Source organism: Collinsella aerofaciens ATCC 25986 (genome assembly GCF_964237925.1).
In the GTDB taxonomy this organism is placed as follows: Bacteria; Actinomycetota; Coriobacteriia; order Coriobacteriales; family Coriobacteriaceae; genus Collinsella; species Collinsella aerofaciens_BJ.
The window spans coordinates 36,414-56,204 of the sequence record NZ_CAXSKI010000007.1 but is presented as its reverse complement, the minus strand read 5'-3'; the positions used below and the strand labels follow the sequence as shown (position 1 = coordinate 56,204).

At 61.2% G+C, this 19,791-nt stretch carries 13 protein-coding genes; 5 read left to right on the top strand and 8 right to left on the bottom strand.

Annotation, left to right across the window (positions count from 1 at the left end):
- The 8 genes from ACESWY_RS04760 to ACESWY_RS04725 form a co-directional block, all read right to left on the bottom strand.
- Positions 1 to 1,812: a [FeFe] hydrogenase, group A gene (locus tag ACESWY_RS04760; RefSeq protein ID WP_443984547.1), complete on the bottom strand. Its 1,812-nt coding sequence runs from the start codon at positions 1,810 to 1,812 to the stop codon at positions 1 to 3.
- On the bottom strand, positions 1,806 to 3,638 hold the full coding sequence (locus ACESWY_RS04755) for an NAD(P)-binding protein (RefSeq protein ID WP_195234728.1): 1,833 nt from the start codon (positions 3,636 to 3,638) through the stop codon (positions 1,806 to 1,808). Before ACESWY_RS04755 ends, ACESWY_RS04760 begins: the two co-directional genes overlap by 7 nt.
- Before the next feature lie 256 nt (positions 3,639 to 3,894).
- The gene (locus ACESWY_RS04750) at positions 3,895 to 5,277 is read right to left on the bottom strand and encodes a 6-phospho-alpha-glucosidase (RefSeq protein ID WP_117655571.1); all 1,383 of its coding nucleotides are present in this window, start codon (positions 5,275 to 5,277) and stop codon (positions 3,895 to 3,897) included.
- 3 nt (positions 5,278 to 5,280) lie between these two features.
- Entirely contained in the window at positions 5,281 to 6,897 is a 1,617-nt protein-coding gene (locus tag ACESWY_RS04745; protein ID WP_373093119.1) for a PTS transporter subunit EIIC, read from the bottom strand.
- A 99-nt stretch (positions 6,898 to 6,996) separates the two neighbouring features.
- Complete coding sequence (locus ACESWY_RS04740; protein WP_373093120.1) at positions 6,997 to 7,851, bottom strand: PRD domain-containing protein; 855 nt, start codon at positions 7,849 to 7,851, stop codon at positions 6,997 to 6,999.
- An 18-nt stretch (positions 7,852 to 7,869) separates the two neighbouring features.
- Positions 7,870 to 8,382, bottom strand: coding sequence for a PTS sugar transporter subunit IIA (locus ACESWY_RS04735; protein WP_158549283.1), 513 nt, complete (start codon positions 8,380 to 8,382; stop codon positions 7,870 to 7,872).
- 343 nt (positions 8,383 to 8,725) lie between these two features.
- Positions 8,726 to 9,427: a 4Fe-4S dicluster domain-containing protein gene (locus tag ACESWY_RS04730; protein WP_373093121.1), complete on the bottom strand. Its 702-nt coding sequence runs from the start codon at positions 9,425 to 9,427 to the stop codon at positions 8,726 to 8,728.
- A gap of 677 nt (positions 9,428 to 10,104) precedes the next feature.
- Positions 10,105 to 12,354: a DEAD/DEAH box helicase gene (locus ACESWY_RS04725; protein ID WP_373093122.1), complete on the bottom strand. Its 2,250-nt coding sequence runs from the start codon at positions 12,352 to 12,354 to the stop codon at positions 10,105 to 10,107.
- 506 nt (positions 12,355 to 12,860) lie between these two features.
- Here ACESWY_RS04725 and ACESWY_RS04720 point away from each other — a divergent pair.
- The 5 genes from ACESWY_RS04720 (at position 12,861) to ACESWY_RS04700 (ending at position 19,683) form a co-directional block, all read left to right on the top strand.
- Entirely contained in the window at positions 12,861 to 13,823 is a 963-nt protein-coding gene (locus ACESWY_RS04720; protein WP_373093123.1) for an FHA domain-containing protein, read from the top strand.
- 171 nt (positions 13,824 to 13,994) lie between these two features.
- Positions 13,995 to 16,079 (top strand): protein kinase domain-containing protein, encoded by a 2,085-nt coding sequence (locus ACESWY_RS04715; protein WP_373093124.1) that lies wholly within the window; start codon positions 13,995 to 13,997, stop codon positions 16,077 to 16,079.
- Between the two features lie 571 nt (positions 16,080 to 16,650).
- A complete protein-coding gene (locus ACESWY_RS04710) occupies positions 16,651 to 18,990 on the top strand; it encodes a heavy metal translocating P-type ATPase (RefSeq protein ID WP_373093125.1) in 2,340 nt (779 codons plus the stop codon).
- A gap of 151 nt (positions 18,991 to 19,141) precedes the next feature.
- Positions 19,142 to 19,363, top strand: a complete 222-nt coding sequence (locus tag ACESWY_RS04705) for a heavy-metal-associated domain-containing protein (RefSeq protein ID WP_373093126.1) — start codon at positions 19,142 to 19,144, stop codon at positions 19,361 to 19,363.
- Positions 19,364 to 19,413: 50 nt separating this feature from the next.
- Positions 19,414 to 19,683, top strand: a complete 270-nt coding sequence (locus ACESWY_RS04700) for a metal-sensing transcriptional repressor (protein WP_443984548.1) — start codon at positions 19,414 to 19,416, stop codon at positions 19,681 to 19,683.
- Positions 19,684 to 19,791: the final 108 nt, after the last annotated feature.

Here is a 19,791-nt window from a genome sequence, read left to right as displayed (position 1 = left end):
CTAGCACGTCCCCTCGTTAGGCATCGTCCATGCGTGATGGTCGGTATGCAGCAATTCCTCGGCCAGCGGCGAGAGCGGCGCACCCAAGAACTCGCTATAGCACGCCTGGACATCGGGATTCTCGTGCGAGAAGCGAATGTCCGCCTTCGCATCCAGGCCCCACAGCACCTGACCGCGCTCGGCTGCCAGCTCGCAGCCGTCGTGGATGGGCTGACCGCCGCCGCCGACGCAGCCGCCGGGGCACGCCATGACCTCGACAAAGTCATAGCTCACACGGCCGTCGCGAATTGCGTCGAGCAGGCGGGCGGCATTGCCCAGCCCGTGTGCCACGGCGACGCGCACCTTGGTGCCATCGATATCGGCCACGGCTTCCTTCCAGCCGTCCAGGCCGCGCACGTCGGTAAAGAAATCGGCGTCGGGGTTCTTGCCCGTCACCAGGTAATAGGCCGAGCGCACAGCAGCTTCCATCACACCGCCCGTGGCGCCAAAGATCACACCCGCGCCCGTGCCAAAGCCCAGCGGCGTGTCGAGCGGCTCCTCGACCAGCGTGTCCACGCTCACGTGGCTCGCGCGAATCATGCGCACCATCTCGCGCACCGTCAGCGCAACGTCCACGTCGGGCGTGCCGTCCTCGCCCACCATGCTCGGCAGCGCACACTCGGCCTTCTTGGCCGTGCACGGCATCACGGACACCACGAACAAGCGCTCGGGCTCAACGCCCAGCACCTTGGCGTAGTATGTCTTGGCGATGGCGCCGAACATCTGCTGCGGCGACTTGGACGTGGACAGGCTGTCGACAAACTCCGGATAGCGCGCCTTCACAAAGCGCACCCAACCCGGGCAGCAGCTCGTAAACATGGGCCAGCCGCGGCTGTCGCCTTCGCCCTTAGCGGCGGCGCCTAGGCGCTCGAGCAGCTCGGAACCCTCCTCCATAATGGTGAGGTCGGCCGAGAAATCTGTGTCGAACACGTACTCAAAGCCAACGCGGCGCAGTGCGCAGGCCAGACGCTCGACGGTTGCCTCCTCGCGAGATATGCCGAGCTCCTCGCCCCAGGCGCTGCGCACGGCAGGCGCGATCTGCACCAGCACGATCTTGTCGGGATTAGCAAGCGCGTCAAACACGGTCTCGGTGTCGTCGCGCTCGCGCAGCGCGCCCGTCGGGCAATGCGTGATGCACTGGCCGCACGCGACGCAATCGGTCTTGCCGATCGGCACGCGCCCGCGGGTGCCCACGGCGGTATGCGTGGCGCGGTTGGTCAGGTCCCAAATCCCTAGGCCCTGTACGCTCTCGCACACCTTGATGCAGCGCATGCATTTAATGCACTTGTCGTTTTCGCGGATGATGGGGAAATCGAAATCCCAGCCCTCGCCCGCCAAATGCCTTTGATACGGCAGATAGAAAATGCCCAGGTTGTTGGCAATGGTCTGCAGGTTGCAGTTACCGCTGCGCACACAGCTCGTGCAGCGCGAGTCGTGCTGGGACAGCAGCAGTTGCACGTTGGTGCGACGCGCCTCGCGGGCTTTGGGGCTGTTGGTGTGGACCACCATGCCGTCGAGCACGTAGTTGTTGCAGGCGGCAACCAGCTGGTCGCAGCCCTCAACCTCGACCACGCACACGCGGCAACCGCCAATCTCGTTTAGATCGCGTAGGTAGCACAGGGTGGGAATCTGGATGCCGACGGACTTGGCCGCGTCCAGGATCGTGGTGTGCTCGGGCACCACGACCTCGCAATTATCGATAGTGAGCTTGACCATGTTGTGCGCTCCGTTTTCGCTGTTGTCGCCGACGGTGGTTTTGTTGAGCTCTACCATTCCAGGTTCCTCCCTCCGCGGAACGCGCCAAAGCCAAAGTGGTCGCAGCGCAGGCAGCGGCTCGCCTCCTGGCGCGCCTCCTCCTCGGTGAGACCCTGCTCGACCAGATTCCAATCGTGAATGCGCTCGCCGGCCTCGCGCTCGCCCAGCTCGCAACGGCCGCACTCGTGCTTGCCCTTAAACTGCACGGTCGGCAGCTCCACGTCGAGCTTGATCTTGTGGTCGAAGCCCAGATAGCGGTCGATGTTTGCCGAAGCCACGCGGCCGGCGTTGATGGCACGGATGACGGTGGCGGGACCGGTCTGGCAGTCGCCGCCGCTAAAGAGGCCATCGAAGTTGGGCACGGCACCGTCCGAGTCGGTGACCACGCAACCCCACTTGCAGGCGATGCCCATGTCCTCAAACGGCTTGGAATCGATGTCCTGGCCAATGGCGACAAACACGCGCTCGCAGGGGATGACGCGCTCGGGCGTAGCGGCGGCACGCGGAGCCGGACGACCGCGGCGGGGCTCGCCGATAATCTGCGGTTGCACGCGCAGGCCGCTCACGCGACCATCTTCGCCCGTCTCGATGGCGAGCGGCGCCGTGAGCTCCAGAACCTCGCAACCCTCGGCCTGGGCGCCGGCAATCTCGGCGTCCTGGGCCGTCATATCGCAGATGCGACGGCGGTAGACGATGCTCACCTTTTCGGCACCGCAGCGCACGGCAGAGCGCGCCACGTCCATGGCCACGTTGCCGCCACCGATGACGCACACGCGCTGGCCGCTCAGGTCGGGCAGCTCGTCGTCTCCGATGGCGCGCAGCATCTTGACGGCCGATTCCACGCCGGGCGCCTCTTCACCCGGAAGGCCGAGCTTCTTGTCGCTATGGGCACCGATGGCCAGGTAGACGGCATCGAACTCGTCGCGCAGGCGAGCGAGCTCCTCGCCGTTCACGGAGTGATCGAGCTCAACGTCGATGCCGGCGCTCAAGATCCAGTCGATCTCGGCCTGCAGGCGCTCGCGCGGCAGACGATAGCTGGGGATGCCGTAGCGCAGCATGCCGCCCAAGTGGTGGCGCTGCTCAAAAATGGTCACCTTGTGGCCCATCACGGCCAGGTAGTAGGCACAGGAAAGGCCAGCCGGGCCGCCGCCGATCACGGAGACGCGCTTACCGGTGTTGTCCACTACATGCGGCTTGTGGTCGTTGAGGTCACTGTGCTCAACGGCAAAACGCTTGAGGGCGAGGATGTTCATGGGGTCGTCGACCATGCCACGGCGGCAATGCATCTCGCAGGGATGCTCGCACACCAGGCCGCAAACGAGCGGCAGCGGGTTATTCTTGCGGATGACCTTGACGGCATCGGCATAGCGGCCGGCCTCGACGAGCGAAATGTAACCGGGAATGTCGACATGCGCCGGACAGCCCGAGACGCACGGGACGCGGGCCTCGCGGTCAAAGCCACAGGAGTGCTCGCGGATGTGGTGCTCAAAATCGTCACGGAAACCGCGGATAGCCGTAAGCGCCATGGCGCCGGCTTCGTAGCCGATGGCGCAGTCGCTCGAAAGGTAGATGGTGCGGGCGGTGCGCTCAATCAAGTTGAGCGTGGACTCGTCGGCGCGGCCCTCGAGCACATCGGCGAGCAGGTCGCTCAGCGCGCTCAGGCCCACGCGGCAGGGCGTGCACTTGCCGCAGCTCTGGGTGGAGCACAGATTGACGAGCGCTGCCGTAAACTCAACGGGGCACGGGGCGAGCGAACTCACCGCCAGACGACGTCCGAGCGCATCGTGCAGGTCGTCCATGACGGCCTGAGCGTGGCTGCGTTCCATTACGTGCAGTCGAGCCATAAGATCCCCTCTCACATGGCAGCCCGGAGGCGAGGCCGGGCGAAGTTGCTACACGCACAACACTGACCTAAAAAGTTGTTAGGTCTCCACGCAGTTCGGCAGGCGGTATGAAATGTCACCCTCGGCGGTGAAATAGAACATTACCGCAGATAAATGCCATATTTGGTAAAACGCGTTACCAAATGACAATGCCCCGCCCACGCAATCACGTGGACGGGGCATTGCTCCAGGTATGCGGCCAGCGACCCTGTTGCTTTTACTTAAGCTCGGGCCAGTAACCCTTGTTGGCCTCGATCATGTCGTCGAGAACCTCCTTGGCGACCTTCATCGAAGGCACGGTCTTGTTCAGCGTAAAGGCCTTGAGCGCCTTCTCGTAAGAACCCTCGATCGTAGCCTCGACCACGAGCTTCTCGGAGTTCAGCTGCTGCATCATGAGGCCCTGTTGGAACAGAGGAATGTTGTCGCGGCTGATGACCTCGGGGCCATTCTTGCCAATGTAGGCAGGCAGCTCGACCATAGCGTCGTAGGGCATGTTGGGGATAGCGCCCTTGTTCTCGCAAATGACCAGGAAGCGCTGCTTGGTGTCGTTCTTCAGAGCGATAGCCAGATCGGCAATCCAGTCGCCGTGGCTGCCCGCATAGAACGTGCTCTCGTCGATCTCGCCCGTCTTCTCGTAGTGGTCGATGCCGTCGAAGAGGTTCTTCTCACGCGTCTCCTCAACCTCGTTAGCACGGGTGCGCTCGGGGTTGGAATGCTCGACGAACTCCTTCTGCTGCAGGTAGTAGTTCAGATACGTGTTGGGCAGGTACTCCGGGAAGCACTCCATGATCTCGTACTCGCCCTTCCAGACGTAGTACCAGCTGCCCTTGGTGTGGCGGTTCTGCTCGGGGTGCTCGTCAGTGGCCTCCTCGGGCTTCTTTGCCATGAGCGAGCCCATGCCCTTGAGGTAGGAGTCGGGCAGCAGAATCTCATGCTCCTTGATGTACTCGCGCAGCTGCGGGAGCACCTCCTCGCCCTTGTGGCGGATCGAGGTGAACCAACCAAAGTGGTTGAGGCCAAAGTAATCGTACTCGACATCCTTCTTGTCGATATCGAGTGCGGCGCAAACCACGTCGATGATCGCGATCGGCATGTCGCAGATGTTGATGATGCGAGCGTTGGGACGCAGCACGCGGCAGCCCTCGGACACGATGGCAGCAGGGTTGGAGTAGTTGAGAATCCAGTAGTCCTTCTTGGCGTACTTCTCAACGTCATCGATCAGCTCGACCATGGGGAAGATGGTGCGCATGCCGTAGGCAAGGCCGCCGCAGCCGCAGGTCTCCTGACCCACGCAACCGTGGCGCAGCGGAATCTTCTCGTCCTGCTCGCGCATGGCGTAGCCGCCCACGCGCATCTGGGCAAACACGAAGCTCGCGTCGGTAAAAGCCGTCTTTTTGTCGGTGGTCACCGTAAGCTTGATGTCCAGGCCAAGGTCCTCGTGCAAAATCCAGTCCACGAGCACGCCGATCTTGCGCTGACGCTCCTCGTTGATGTCGTACAGACGAATCTCGTCAACGTCGAGCTCGTCCTTGCGCAGGGCGATGGACTTGACGATGCCGGGGGTAAAGGTGGATCCGCCACCACACAGAGTAATGATCATTGTTTACTGCTCCTTCTCAATTGCGTTTTCGACCTTGTCGCGCATCTCGGCGACCTTCATGCCAAAGATGATCTGGATATTGTTGCCGTTGCGGTTGATGCCGCTGTTGGGCACGTGGTTGATGAGGTTCTCATCGATGAGGTCCGGGTTCTTAACGTTCACGCGGAGACGCGTAAAGCAGTTCTCGAGCTCCTCGATGTTGTCCTTGCCGCCAAGACCTGCGACCAGGTCGGCAATGCCTGCATCGACGCCCTCTGCGGGAGCTGCGGCAACAGCGCCCTGCTTCACCGCGACAGACGCGGCGGCCTCGCCCTCGGCAACGGACTCGGCGAGCTCGGACTCCTCCTCGCGACCAGGCGTGTGGAGGTTGAGCTTCTTAATAAGGAAGGTGAAGAGGAAGAAGTACAGCGCGGCGTTGACGACTCCAAGCACCAGCATAACCGGCCAGTTGGTCTTGTCGGCACCGAGGACCAGGTTGGAAACCACGATGTTGATGATGCCGCCTGCAGTCGAAGCGGGCACGGAGAGAACCTTGAGCAGGACCAGGAAGATACCGGAAAGAACCGAGTGAACGACAAAGAGCACGGGAGCGGCAAAGACAAAGAGGAAGTCCATGGGCTCGGTGACACAGGAGAGCACGGCGGTGATGATCAGCGGGATGATAACGGCCTTGGTCTTATCCTTGTTCCCCTTGTAAGCGGTGAAGATAAAGGCGAGACCGATACCGATGTAGGGCCACAGGTTGTTGAAGGTGTAGCTGTTGAAGTAGGTGCTATCGGAGAAGGGCTGGCCCGTCATTGCCATCTCGGCGACACGGATGGGATAGGCGCCGGCGATAACCTGATCGCCCAGCGTCAGGGTGCCACCCACATCGGAGAACTGGAACGGGGTGTAGATGAGGTGGTGCAGACCGGTAGGAACGAGCAGCTTGTTGAGCATGCCGTAAATAAAGAGGCCGATGTTGCCGGATTCCTTAATAATGCCGGCGACGGAGGAGATGGCACCCTGAACCGGAGGCCAAACGATGCAGAAGCCAGCACCCATGATCCAGGAAATGATGATCATGATCAGGAACGGAAAACGAACGCCCGAGAACATCGAAAGGGCAATGGGGAACTGCTTGTTCGAGTACTTGTTGAACACGGCACCGGTGATGCAACCAAGAATGATGCCGCCAAACACGCCGGTGTCGAGCACCTGAATGCCCATAACGGTGCTCTGACCGGTTCCGGTAAGACCGAGCATGCCGCTCGCTTCGGCAAGAGAGCCGGTGGCGTTGAGCACGATGTTGTTAGCCTGCAGGAACAGGAAGAACGACATCAGGGCGATCAGCGAAGCATGGCCCTTGTTCTTCTTTGCCATGGCGCCGGCGATGCCCACGCAGAACAGAATCGAGAGGTTGTTGATGATAAACATCAGCGACTGATAGACAACGGCGCCCACAAGCTGGAACGGACCGGAGCCCAGTACGGGGATCAAGGCGCAAATGGTCTTGTTGGTCAGAATAATGCCCACGATGAGCAGAATGCCGGCAACCGAGAGATACATCATCGGCTGAACGATTGACTTCGCGAACACCTCCAACGGCGCTTTGAAATTGAACTTCTTTTTTGCGGTCATAGCGGTACTCCCCTTCCTTTTCCGCAAATTAAGACAGATGTGCCCTGGACAAGGCCATAAGCCCTGCCTCATATCAATCGATGTGTGGGCACGTTATGCCTAGAGACCAGGTTCTCCAAGCAGGTTAACAATGTGGTAAGCGAGATAACTCTTCTCGGCATTGGTAACGACAACGTTATAGGTAGACGACAAGTGGGCGGCTATGGCGTCCGCGCACGAGAATGCGCACGGGTACACCGTTTCATCGATTCGGAACAGCGCGTCACCATTGATTTGCCCGGCCGCAGGATCGAACGCTCGCTGCGCGAAAAACTGCAGGTGACGAACGAAACGTTCGTAAGGCAGCGAGGTGTCATCGAGGGTCGTGGCATAGCGCTCGGAAACAATCGCGAGCACGTCGCGAACAAGCTGGACCGAGATGATGAGACGGTCGGAGCGTTGCGGCATGGTGGCGTTGACGATATGCAGCGTAATAAAACCCTGCTCTTCTTCGCTCATCTGGAAGCCCATATACTCCTTGACAATCTGCAGCGCACGGCCCGCAAGCGCATACTCCTTGCGATAGAACTGCTGGATCTCGAGCAGCAACGGATTCTCGCAGGAGACGCCCTTGCGCTCGCGCTCCAAAGCAAGGCTGATATGGTCTGCAAGAGCAATGAGAATCTTGTCGTTGACATCAACATTGAGCTCTCGACGGAGCATCTGAACAATGTCCTCGGCAATCACGAGGTTGACGGTGGGAATGGACTCCAAAAGATGTGCCAAGCGGTCAATCGTACGCGAATCCTGAGAAGTGCCCTCCTGCAGCGCATAGGTCTTTTCGACCGATGCTTCATCGATAGCGTCGCCGGCATGACGGCCAAAGCAGAGGCCTCGACCGATGACAATGAGCTCGGAGCCATCGTCCGAAGTGACCATTGCGACGTTATTGTTGAAAACTCGCTTGATAACCACGGTACCCACCACAAGAATTTACTCGGAAAGCCAGACGACAGGCTCTTTAACAGCAACAGGGCCGGAAGCATGCTCACGAAGAGTCGAGTTCTCCGAACGCTCGCATACAATAACGAAGACCGTGGGATCGAAGCCGGCGGCGCGGACCGCGTCAAAATCGACCTCAACGAGGGGCTGGCCCGCGTCGACATGGTCACCTTGGGCAACAAGCGCATGGAAGCCCTTGCCCTCAAGTTTAACAGTGTCGATTCCGATATGCAGCATCACCTGAGCAGAGCTGTCGTCGGACATGATGCCCAGTGCATGCTCGGTCGGGAACAGCGCCGCGACGGTACCGGAAACAGGAGCGCACACCGTTCCCTCTTGGGGAACCACGGCAACGCCATCGCCCACGGCACGGCTGCTAAAAGCGGGGTCATTGGTATTTTCTAGATGAACAAGCTCGCCGGAAACAGGAGCGAGGATTTCGAACTCGGAAGTTGCAGTCTTCTGCTCATCCGAACCGCCCATCAGGCGAGAAAAGAAACCCATGGTGGCATGTCCCTTCATAAATATAGCCCAACCAAAATCAAGCGAATGCGTCCATAGAGACACATCCGTTCAAAGACTTTGGTTAGGCCCACGTCCGAGGGACTCGGTAACCTTCCGCATTTCTTTTTACGGGAGCTATTGTAGACAAGCCCAAAGCCAGAATAGTCATTATGACCGGTGAGCGGTATTTTTTCTTCGATAAACGGTATTTAGGCAGCACTTGGGGACGTTCCTTTTCTGCCGGCACTCGGGGACACTCCTCACTCTGGTGCATTGGGGACAGGTTTGTTTGCACCAGGTTGGTGCAGATTAACCTGGCCCCATTGCACCAATTTCGTATGCGCTAGACAAAGAGCTCGCATTCCTTCCGCACGACGCAAACCTTGCTCAGCATCTGGGAAACAGCGGATAGCTTGTTGGGATCAAGCTTACGAGCGCCTCGCGGGCATACGGCAATGCAGCGCATGCAGGAGATGCACGCCTCGCCAGCTGCTCGTTTGGGGTCACCCTTGTCGATAGCACAAACGGGGCACGCCGCGGCGCATGCACCGCAGGAGACGCAATCCTCTGTTGCCTCGGGTGCCATGCGGTGACCTCTGGCTTGTTTATAAGGACGATTGCCGGGAATAGAGGGCTCGGATGCATCCTCAGCCAACAGCTTTTGCTGAATTTGCTGCGCAAACTCTGCGAGCTGCGCCGCATCCTGCGCATCCGGACGACCGGCAGCAAACTGTCGCGCAATGGAATGTTCTGCAATGGCTGCAACTGCCGCGATTACCTGGAATCCCGCATGCTTCGCAACGTCCTCCAGCTCTACGAGCGTGTCCTCAAACGCGCGGTTTCCGTAGACGCACACCAGAACGGCCCGCGCTCCGTTGCCGTGAACCATGTTCAGTCGGTCGACCGCCACGGCAGGGACTCTACCGGCATACGCCGGCACAGAGATTACGGCCACGTCGTCCTCAGTCATCGAGACAGCGCTGAAATCTAGCCCGCTATCGGCCAGATCGACGGTAACGGTATTCTTGCCCAGTGCCCCGGCCACAAGGCCAGACACCTTCCGCGTTCCACCCGTCGGACTAAACACAATTTCGAATACGCTCATCGAGGCACCCTCCCCTACGCCTGGCAACGCGTCAAGCCGCTTTCACATCCAGCCAGAGTATACGGCGCATGGGATCCCCGTTTTGGTGCACCAAGCACCCCAATGCACCCACCCTACGCTGTCTGCCTCTTCGTTTTGTATCAATTACGGTACAGATTGCATATACTTACTGGATACCGCCGCGTTCTCCTGAGGTACCCCATCCCGGCACGTGCAAAAAACGGAGTATTCTGCAACGTGACCGCGTCAGCACCGCCGCGGGTGGGCAAAACTGTAGGGCGCCGTATCATTCTAAGTCCCGACATGGCGAGAATGACGCGCCCCTGCTCCGGAAAACGGCGAAATCTGACTCGGAACGCTCGCTAGGGATATCCGAAGGCCACCGTTGGCGACGTCGAATCATATGCAGACAACTCGAACTGCAGAATACTCCAAAAAATGCACGGCGCACCCCATGGGACCCATTGCTGCATGGCAGAAAATAGGTCCTCGGCATCCCCCAGATGCATTCCCGAGAACATCACGTTTGAATTAGCGATGGACACGGCAAACAAAAGGGCCCGAGCGTTGTTTGCTCGGGCCCTTAGCTTGTCTCACGCTAGCGCGCGATGCGCATCTTACTTGCGCTTGCCGCCGCCGTCGCCGGGGCGACGGGAGCTGCCACCGCGCTTGCCGCCACGGCTGTTGCCGTAGCTGCCACGGTTATCGCGACCGCCGGCACGGCCGCCACGGGAGCCGGCCTGGTTGCCGCCACGACCACCACGATAGCCGCCGCGACGCTCTTCGCGGGTATCGTCGTAGTTGCGCCAGTCATCGCGACGATCGCGGCTGGCACGCGGGTCACGACGATCACGCGACTCGTTAGAACGACCAGCGCCGCCGCGGCCGCCATTGCCGCGAGCACCCTCGCGACGCTCGCCGCCGCGGCTACCGCGCTCTTCAAAGCGCTTGCCGCCACGGGACTCACCGCCACGGGCAGTACGCTCACCGCGACCCTCGCCGCCGCGACGCTCATCACGGCCGCCGCGCTCGTCATCACGACCGGAACGCCGGCGGTCGCCCGCACCGCGCTTGCCACCGCGCGAGCCACGGCCCTCGTCCTCGCGCTCGACACGACGACGACCGCCGCGGTCCTCGTCCTCACGACGACGGCGGTGTGCCTCGCCCTGGAACTGCTTGGCACGACGCTCGGCACGGTTGCCGCGCGCAGGCTGCTCAGCGGCACCAGCACCGCCGCGCTCCTCGGCAGCTACCTCGCGAGCCACGCTCTCAACAGCCTCGTCCACGCGAGCCTGAACGCCCTCGCGCACGCGGGTCTTGCCGCCGCGCTTGGGACGGCTCGGACGCTCGCCGTCGCCGCGGCGCTCGTCGCGACCGCGGTTGGAACGACCGGCAACATCGCCGTAATCGTCGCCGTTGCGCTTGCCGTCGCGACGCGCCTGCTCAAGCTTCTTCTTGCTCTTGGACTTGCCGCGCTTGGTCTTCTTCTTCACCTTAAAGGCCGCAGGATCGCGCTCGGGGTCAACCGCGGGCGGATTGGGGCCCACATGCAGGTCGCCGGCCTCGTAGATGTCGGCGGTCTTGTCCATGAGCTTCTCGATCTCGTAGAACTCATCGACATCCTGCTCGGTCACAAACGTGATGGCCCAGCCCAGCTCGCCGGCGCGGCCCGTACGGCCAATACGGTGGATGTAGTCGGTCGGCTCGGCCGGCACGTCAAAGTTCACGACGTAGCGCACGTCGCTAATGTCGATGCCGCGGGCGAGAACATCGGTTGCCACCAGCACGTCGACGGTGCCGTCGCGGAAGGCAGAAAGCGCGCGCTCGCGCTGGGCCTGGCTGCGGTTGCCATGAATCGCGGCGGCCTTGATGCCCTTACGCTCCAGACGACGGCAGCAGCTGTCGGCGCGATGCTTGGTGCGCATAAAGACGATGGTGCGCTCCGGGCCCTCCTTCTTGAGGAACTCGGGCAACAGGTTATTCTTGGCCTCGATGGACACCGGGAACACAAACTGGTCGACGGTGTCGGCGGTCGACGTGGCGGGCGCGATCTCCACGCGAGCCGGATCGCTCACCAGGTCGGTGATCTCGCCCACGGCCTCCTCGTCGAGCGTCGCCGAGAACAGCAGCGTTTGGCGCTCGGCCGGCGTCTCGCGCACAATGCGGCGGACGGCGGGCAAAAAGCCCATGTCGAGCATGCGGTCGGCCTCGTCGAGTACCAGCACCTTGACCTCGTTCAGGTGGCAGGCGCCCTGCTCGATCAGGTCGACCAGACGGCCCGGCGTGGCGACCAGGATATCGCAGCCGTACTTGAGTGCCGCGGTCTGCGGCTTGTAGCTCACGCCACCCACGACGGTCACGGCAACATGGCCGGTGACATCGGCGATCTTGCTCGCGACCTCGTCGATCTGCTGGGCGAGCTCGCGCGTGGGGGTGATGACGAGCATCACGGGGCCGCGGCCGTTGCCCTCGGGCTTCTTGGCACCGCGACGGCGGTTGCGGCCGCCGCGCTCGCGCACGGGTTTGGGCGGAGCAATGTGCTCCAGATTGTTCATGGTCGGCAGCAGGAAGGCGGCCGTCTTGCCGGTGCCGGTTTGAGCGGCGGCAAGCAGGTCGCGACCCTCGAGCACCACGGGGATCGAGCCGGCCTGCACGGGCGTCGGCGCCGTGTAGCCCAGGTTCTCGATAGCACGGAGTATCTCGTCCGAAAGCCCCAGCTCGTTAAAGGCGGGCAGGCTCTCGGTAGCGGACTCGGCGGCCTGGGCAGCATTGGCCTCATCGGCGGCATCGAAGGCAGCCTGGGTCATGGCCTCGCGGGCCTCGTCCAGAATCTCGGCGTCGGTGACGTCGGATACAGAATTACGCATATGTTGTTGTTCCTTATCTGCACGCGTCATGAGCGCGGCATGCGGCCGCGCGGGCGTGCTTGGTAGTGCGCTAATACATACAAAACAGGTGCGCACAGAGAGGACGTTGCTCAGCACGCTGGCGATCGCTTTGGCAGCCCTATCACGCGCCGTCCAGACGCAGCGGCCCTAAGCGATGGAGCAGATTCGCCGCCGGTTAGTATACCCGCACTCCGTATGCCCCCACGTAAACCACAGATGACGAGGCGGACGGGGCGGGCCTGGCTGATTGTCTCAATCTGTAACAGTTAACGAGTAAAATCGGCCCTAATTGTTATAGATCAAGACAGAGGGGGATTTCCGTTCAATCCAAACCAAATCTCTCGCTCTTCCTGCAATTTCGAACATGTGGCCTATAATGTTGCTTTGGTTACGCTATATATTGCGCAGCCATTTAATACGTCGCCCACCGGGGGCCATTAATTCCTATCGCCATATTGGCTAGGAAGCAATCAAAGGAGGTATCCGTGGCAGCAGAGACGCCTTGCTCGGTCCTCTATAACGATATTCGCTCGTTCGGCGGTCTTAAACATCTCGAGATCGCCCGAATGCTCATCAATGGAAACTCTTATCTCGGCAGTACCCTGCTCGAGAAATGCTCTTCCAACCGCTCGTATCTCACCCGTTACATCGTCCATCGCAAGCCTGACCAGTGCGCGCCCTCCATCTACAGCGACTTTACCGTCGCCACGCTCAACCTTTCCTCGGCAATCTGCAGCAAGCTCGGCGGCGGCGAGTCCGCCTATCGGGCAATCGCCGAGCACTATCGCGGTCCGGCCGCCAACGAAATGATGTCGGCTCTCGCCAGCTACAAGCTGGACAGCCGCCTATATGCAAATGCCCTCAATCGCATCGACAACTTTGACGGCAATGCCGTGCGCGAGAAAAGCACGCTTTACCTTATGCTCTTTGTGGCAACGGGGGCGCTCGCCGATCCCGTTCAGGGCGTGGCCACCGTCGAGCGCTTTTGCGACAGCAAGACGGGCGGGCACTTTGGCACCACCGAAACTACCGTCGGACGTGGCTTTATGAGCAGCCTGGAGCAGCCGCGCACCGTCGCTCCCAACCTCGGTCTGCTCAGAACCCATGCCGACAACTGCGCCGACATGCAAATCCATCCCCTCACACGCGATCCGCGCGGCACCGTGATTGGTTCTTTGCCCAAAACCTCGCCCAGCATCACCGATGTGGGCGCCGACGCATCGCGCGAGCATCTTCGCATTTGGCTTGAGGGTGAGCACTGGTACGCCCAGGGCCTTGGATCGACCAACGGCACGGTACTCGAATCGGGTGCAGGCGACGGCGATATTGTGATTGAGCCGCCGCGCGACCAACGCGAGCCCGGCAAGATCTATCCCCCGGTGGAAATCGAAAACAGCGACAGGCTCCATCTGGGTCTCTACACGACATTTCTCGTCATTGTGGACTAGCACGGACGGCGATCGAAAGACGGTCGCCGTCCGTCTTTCGTCTTCTACCTTCTGCATCGTAAACGACAATACTCAGCGGTATACATGGGCAGTGCGGCTATCATGGTACTTTACCGATATCCGCACTGCTCGCGTAAACGTGCGGTAACCCATGCCAGACAAAGGAACGCCATGGATACTACCGATAGCGCCTATGGCGACAAACTCATCCGTCTCGATACGTTCGATACCGCCGTGGCGGTCGACCCCAGCGCCGAGGACGACGCCAAGCGTCGGTTTATGACGCTTATTCTCCAGACGGACCACCGCAACAACGGCAATATCGGGCACGTGCTTCGCGCGACCAACACAAGCGGCGAGGTCTTTGCCGTCAAGCTGCTCAAAGACAACGCCATCCTTTCTGGTCAGGCACCCGATCGCTCCGCCGAGCAATCGGCAGCGCACCTGGCCAACACCGCTGCGCTGTTCGAGGAGTACCGTCATCTGTGTACCGTCTCGCACCTGCGCGGGTTCCCGCGCGTCTATGGCTACGGCTCTTGTGAGGACGACCCGCTCATCCTCATGGAGTGGGTCGAGGGCACCTCGCTCAAGCAGGCGCTGCCCCTGCTTCCGCACGATACCTCGGGCGGGCTAACCACCCAGATGGTCGCCGCCGTTGGAAACGCCGTGCTTCGCGCGCTCTTGATGACCCAAGGCCTCGTGAATCCGGTCGTCCATCGCGATCTGTCGCCCGCCAATATCATGTTCCGCACCACCAGTCGAACGCTCGAGCAGCAGATTGCCGATTGCTCCTTTGACCCCTGCCTCATCGACATGGGCTCCGCGACCATGGCCCTCAGCGACGATACGATCACCCGACGTGCCGACATCTGGCGCTTTGCCACGCCCGCATATGCCGCGCCCGAAATGCTCACGCAGGATATCGAAGGCATCGCGGCCCTTCGCCGCTCGCCCGCCATCGATGTCTACGCGCTTTCGAGCATTCTGTACCAGCTCTACAGCGGTCGTAAACCGTTCGATGTCGAGTCGACGGGCGCTGCGGCAACCGGCTCGTTCTATCTCATAAAGACCAAGACCAAGCCGGTGCCGCTCGAGCCGCGTTGCGATGACGACGAAGCGCTCATCCAGATCATCATGAAAGGCATCTCGGTCGAGCAGGGCGATCGCCCCACCGAGCAGCAGATGCTCGAGGTGCTCTCGACATACCTCCCCGCTGCAGAATCCGAGGGCCGGGAGGGCGCGGGCAATGACGCCGTGATCGACATCGACTCCGGTACGCACCTTAAGGTCGACGTCGCTGGCGAGCGCGCGCGAGAAATTCTGGAGCAGACCCGACATGATGCCATAACCCGCCGCCGCTTTATTATCGGCGGCGTCGCTGCAGCCGTTGCGGGGCTCGGCGTCATTGGCGCGGCAACCCATGGCTTTGGCATTCCCGACTACCTGGTCGGCATCCGCAGCTCGCTTGACGACTACACCTGGGATCAGCTACAGGAGATTTCGCTCAAGATTAAGGCCGCCGAGACCCGTAGCGAGGCACGCGAGATTGCCAAGCGCTACCACCTGCTCGACGCCGATGGGCATATCCCCTATCCGTGCACCAAGCGTGTAACGCTCACCAACGGGCTGAAGGTCGGGGCCCAGCTTGTGGGCATCCGCCACGACGAGCTATTGGATGGTACGGGCAAGGCCGGGCTGACGTTTATGTTCGATGCGGGTATTGCCGAGCGCGACGCTGCGGTTGAACCGCCGAGTGCCGGCTGGGCAGATTGCGAGCTGCGAGAATGGCTCGACAGCGACGCCCTCAAGCTGTTGCCCAACGAGCTGCGCGCGCTTATCAAATCGGTCAAGAAGACCTCGAACAATGTGGGTGTCGCCAAAAGCACTTCGTGCCTGAGCGAGCTGCCCGCAACCCTTTGGCTGCCCGCCATGGTCGAGCTCTGCGGTGTGCAGCCGCCCGATTCGTTTGTCGAGGACTATCACTACCTGGCAGATATCTACAACGGCGAGGGCAAGGAGTACCAGCTCTTCCGCGAGCTCAAGGTGAGTGCGTATTCCACCAACTCGACCATGGTGCGCCAGTGGAAAGGTAAGGACACCTGCTGGTGGGAGCGCACGGTGAGCCCCGACACGTCGGAGACCGAAGGCACGCTCTACATAAACCGCGTGGGCCACGACGGCGACGTCTTTACGTACGCAACGCCCGCGAACAACCCCAAGAAGCGGACCTGCGTGATCCCCGGGTTCTGTATCTAGGCGGCGGGCGTCTTGCCGTGACGGGCCCCCTCTCCGGCAATTGTCTCGATCTGTAACAGTTAGAACCCAAAAACCGGTCTAGATGTTATAGATCGAGACAAAACCCCAGCCCCGCGAGACAACATCTCAATCTGTAACAGTAAGGGGTTAAAAACCTCTCTAGATGTTACAGATCAAGACATTTGAGTTGACCCCGGGCAGTCTGTCTCAATCTGTAACAGTTAGAGGTCATATTTGCTGCTAGATGTTACAGAACGAGACATTAGCTTGCCGCCAAATTGTTTGTCTTGATCTGTAACAGTAAGGGGTCATTTTCTCTGTCAGATGTTACAGATCGAGATTCTGAGTTGATGTCCGACGGAATGTCTCGATCTGTAACAGTAACTCGGCAAAAACGGGTCTGGTTGTTACAGATTGAGATGTTCGCCGGACGGTCCGCCGGCCCGGCAGTTGACCCCTTCTGTAACGAAATGTCATACATTTTCATCTCCACTGGACACCCCCAGGGGGTATGGGTGTATAGTATCGGCAGGTTAACATTTCTGACACTACGCCACAGAAAGGAGAAGCCATGGCTCAAGATAAGTTCGACGTGGGTGGCATGACATGCGCCGCCTGCCAGGCGCACGTGGACCGCGCCGTCAGCAAGCTCGACGGCGTCCAAAGCGTCGCGGTCAACCTACTCGCCGGATCTATGCTGGTCGACTACGACCCCGCGCAGGTCACGCCCGACGACATCTGCACCGCCGTCGACCGCGCGGGCTACTCGGCATCGCCCGTCAGCGCGGGCACCGAAGCCGCCCCAAGCGGCAGCGCGCAAGCCAGGTCCGGCGCCGCCCATATGGAGTCGCCCACCAAAAAGCTGGAGGTCGCCGCCTCCGCCATGCGCACCCGCCTCATCATCTCGATCATCTTCCTCATCCCGCTGTTCTACATAGGCATGGGCCATATGCTCGGCTGGCCGCTACCCGGCATCTTCACCGACCACACCCACAGCATGACGCTCGCGCTTACCGAGCTCGTCCTGCTCATCCCTATCGTCTACGTCAACGACGCGTACTTTATCAACGGCTTCAAATCGCTCGCGCACGGCGCACCCACCATGGATGCGCTCATCGCGGTCGGCGCTACCGCGTCCATCGCCTGGTCGCTCTACGCTATGTTTATCATGGCCGACCAGCTGGCCGCCGGGCAGGTCCACAATGCCATGATGACGGGCATGGACAACCTGTATTTTGAGAGTGCCGGCACGATCCTGTCGCTCGTCACCGTGGGCAAATACCTCGAGACGCGCAGTAAGTCCAAGACCGGCGGTGCCATCGAGGCGCTGATCGACTTGGCGCCCAAGACCGCGACCGTCGTGGCCGATGACGGCAGCGAGACCACCGTCGACGTCGATGCTATCCTGCCCGGCCAGGTGCTGCGCGTGCGCCCCGGCGAGTCCATCCCCGTCGACGGCGTGGTACTCGAGGGCGCCTCGGCCGTCGATGAAAGCGCGCTGACCGGCGAGTCCATCCCTGTGGAAAAGACCGCCGGCGACACCGTCAACGCCGCCACGGTCAACCGCACCGGATCGTTTACCTTCCGTGCCACGCGCGTGGGCGCCGACACGTCGCTCGCCAAGATCATCCAGCTCGTCGAGGACGCCACCGCCACCAAGGCGCCCATCGCCCGCATGGCCGATAAGGTCGCCGGCGTGTTCGTACCCGTCGTGTTTGCGATCTCGGCCGTGACTTTTGTGGCGTGGATGGTACTGACCGGCAGCGTCAACGAAGCGCTCACCTCCGCCGTGGCCGTGCTGGTGATCAGTTGTCCGTGCGCGTTGGGCCTGGCCACGCCGGTCGCCATTATGGTCGGCACCGGCAAGGGCGCCGAGATGGGCATTCTGTTTAAGAGCGCCGAGGCGCTGGAGAATCTGCGCAACGCGGGCACCGTGGTGCTCGACAAGACGGGCACCGTTACCCGCGGCAAGCCGGCCGTAACCGACATTGTGGTTGCCGAGCGCGTCGACGGCGCGCCCGTCATGAGCGAGAAAGCGCTGCTCAAGCTGGCCGCCGCACTGGAGCGCCAGAGCGAGCATCCGCTGGCAGAGGCGATTATGGCCGAGTGCGAGACACGCGGAATCGTCGCGCGCATGGTCGAGGACTTTGCCGCCGTGCCCGGCCGTGGCGTCACGGCGCGCGAAGGTCAAAACGCCATTGCCGCCGGCAACGTGCAGCTGATGAACGAGCTGGGAGTCACCGTGCCCGAGGGGCTCGCCGAGCAATTTGCCGCCGAGGGCAAGACGCCGCTGTTCTTTGCCAAGAACGGTGAGCTTGCCGGTACCATTGCCGTGGCCGATGAGGTTAAGGAGACGAGTGCCAGAGCCATTGCCGCGCTGCGCTCGCTCGGCGTCGACGTGCGCATGCTCACCGGCGATAACCGCGTGACGGCCGAGGCCATCGCCCGCCGCGTGGGGCTCACCAGCGAGCAGGTCATCGCCGACGTTCTACCCGCCGACAAGGAGCGCCACGTGCGCGAACTGCAGGACGCGGGCGGCAAGGTCGCCATGGTAGGCGACGGTATCAACGACTCCCCCGCCCTGGCGCGCGCCGACGTGGGCCTTGCCATCGGTACCGGCGCCGACATCGCCAAGGAGGGTGCCGACGTGGTGCTCATGCGCAGCGATCTTATGGATGTCGCCCGCGCTATTGAGCTGTCGCGCGCCACGATCCGCAACATCAAGCAGGACCTGTTCTGGGCGCTGTTCTACAACGGCATCGGCATTCCGCTGGCCGCGGGCGTGTTCTTCCCCCTCACCGGCTGGCAGCTCTCGCCGATGTTTGGCGCCGCGGCCATGAGTCTGTCGAGCGTATGTGTCGTAAGCAACGCTCTGCGCCTAAAATCCTTTAAACCCAAGACGGCGCGTTGAGGCACCCGACCTTGCCCCTCAAACCGTCGCTCGCGTACCCAAGTACGCTTCGCTCCTCTTTCGGGGCAATCTCGGGCACCTCAATGCACCTTTAAGATGACCTTGTTCACAACTAAACTGTCAGATAATCTCAATCGATAAGGAGACAACCATGAATTACACGATCAAGACTTCGGGCCTCATGTGCGGCCATTGCGACGCCACTGTCGAGACCGCGCTGCTCAACGTGGCCGGCGTGACCGACGCCGATGCCGATCACGAGACCCAGACCGTCCAGGTTGAGTGCGCCGACACCATAACCGCCGAGCAGCTCGCCGCCGCCGTCGAAGGCGCCGGCGAGAAGTTCCACGCCCTGTCCGTGACCGCCGCCTAGCAACTGATGGGGACATCCGGAAGATCGACCAGAAACGAGGACTCGCCATGATGGCAGATCACAAATCGGTGACCCGCATGCTCAAGACGGCGCGTGGGCAGATCGACGGCATCCTGCGGATGGTCGAGGAGGACCGTTACTGCGTCGACATCTCCACGCAGCTCATGGCGACGCAGGCACTCATCGCGCGCATTAACGCCGATGTGCTCAAGGCCCATATCGAGGGCTGCGTCGCCTCGGCCATCGAATCGGGTAACGAGGAGCTCAAAGCCGCCAAGCTCGCCGAAATCGAACGCGTCGTCGACAAGCTCGCCAAGTAATTGGCGCATTGGGGTCAGGTTTCTTTGCACCACCTTGGCGCATGGGGGACAGGTACGTTTGCACCACCTTGGTGCAGATTAACCTGTCCCCCATGCACCAAATGGGGT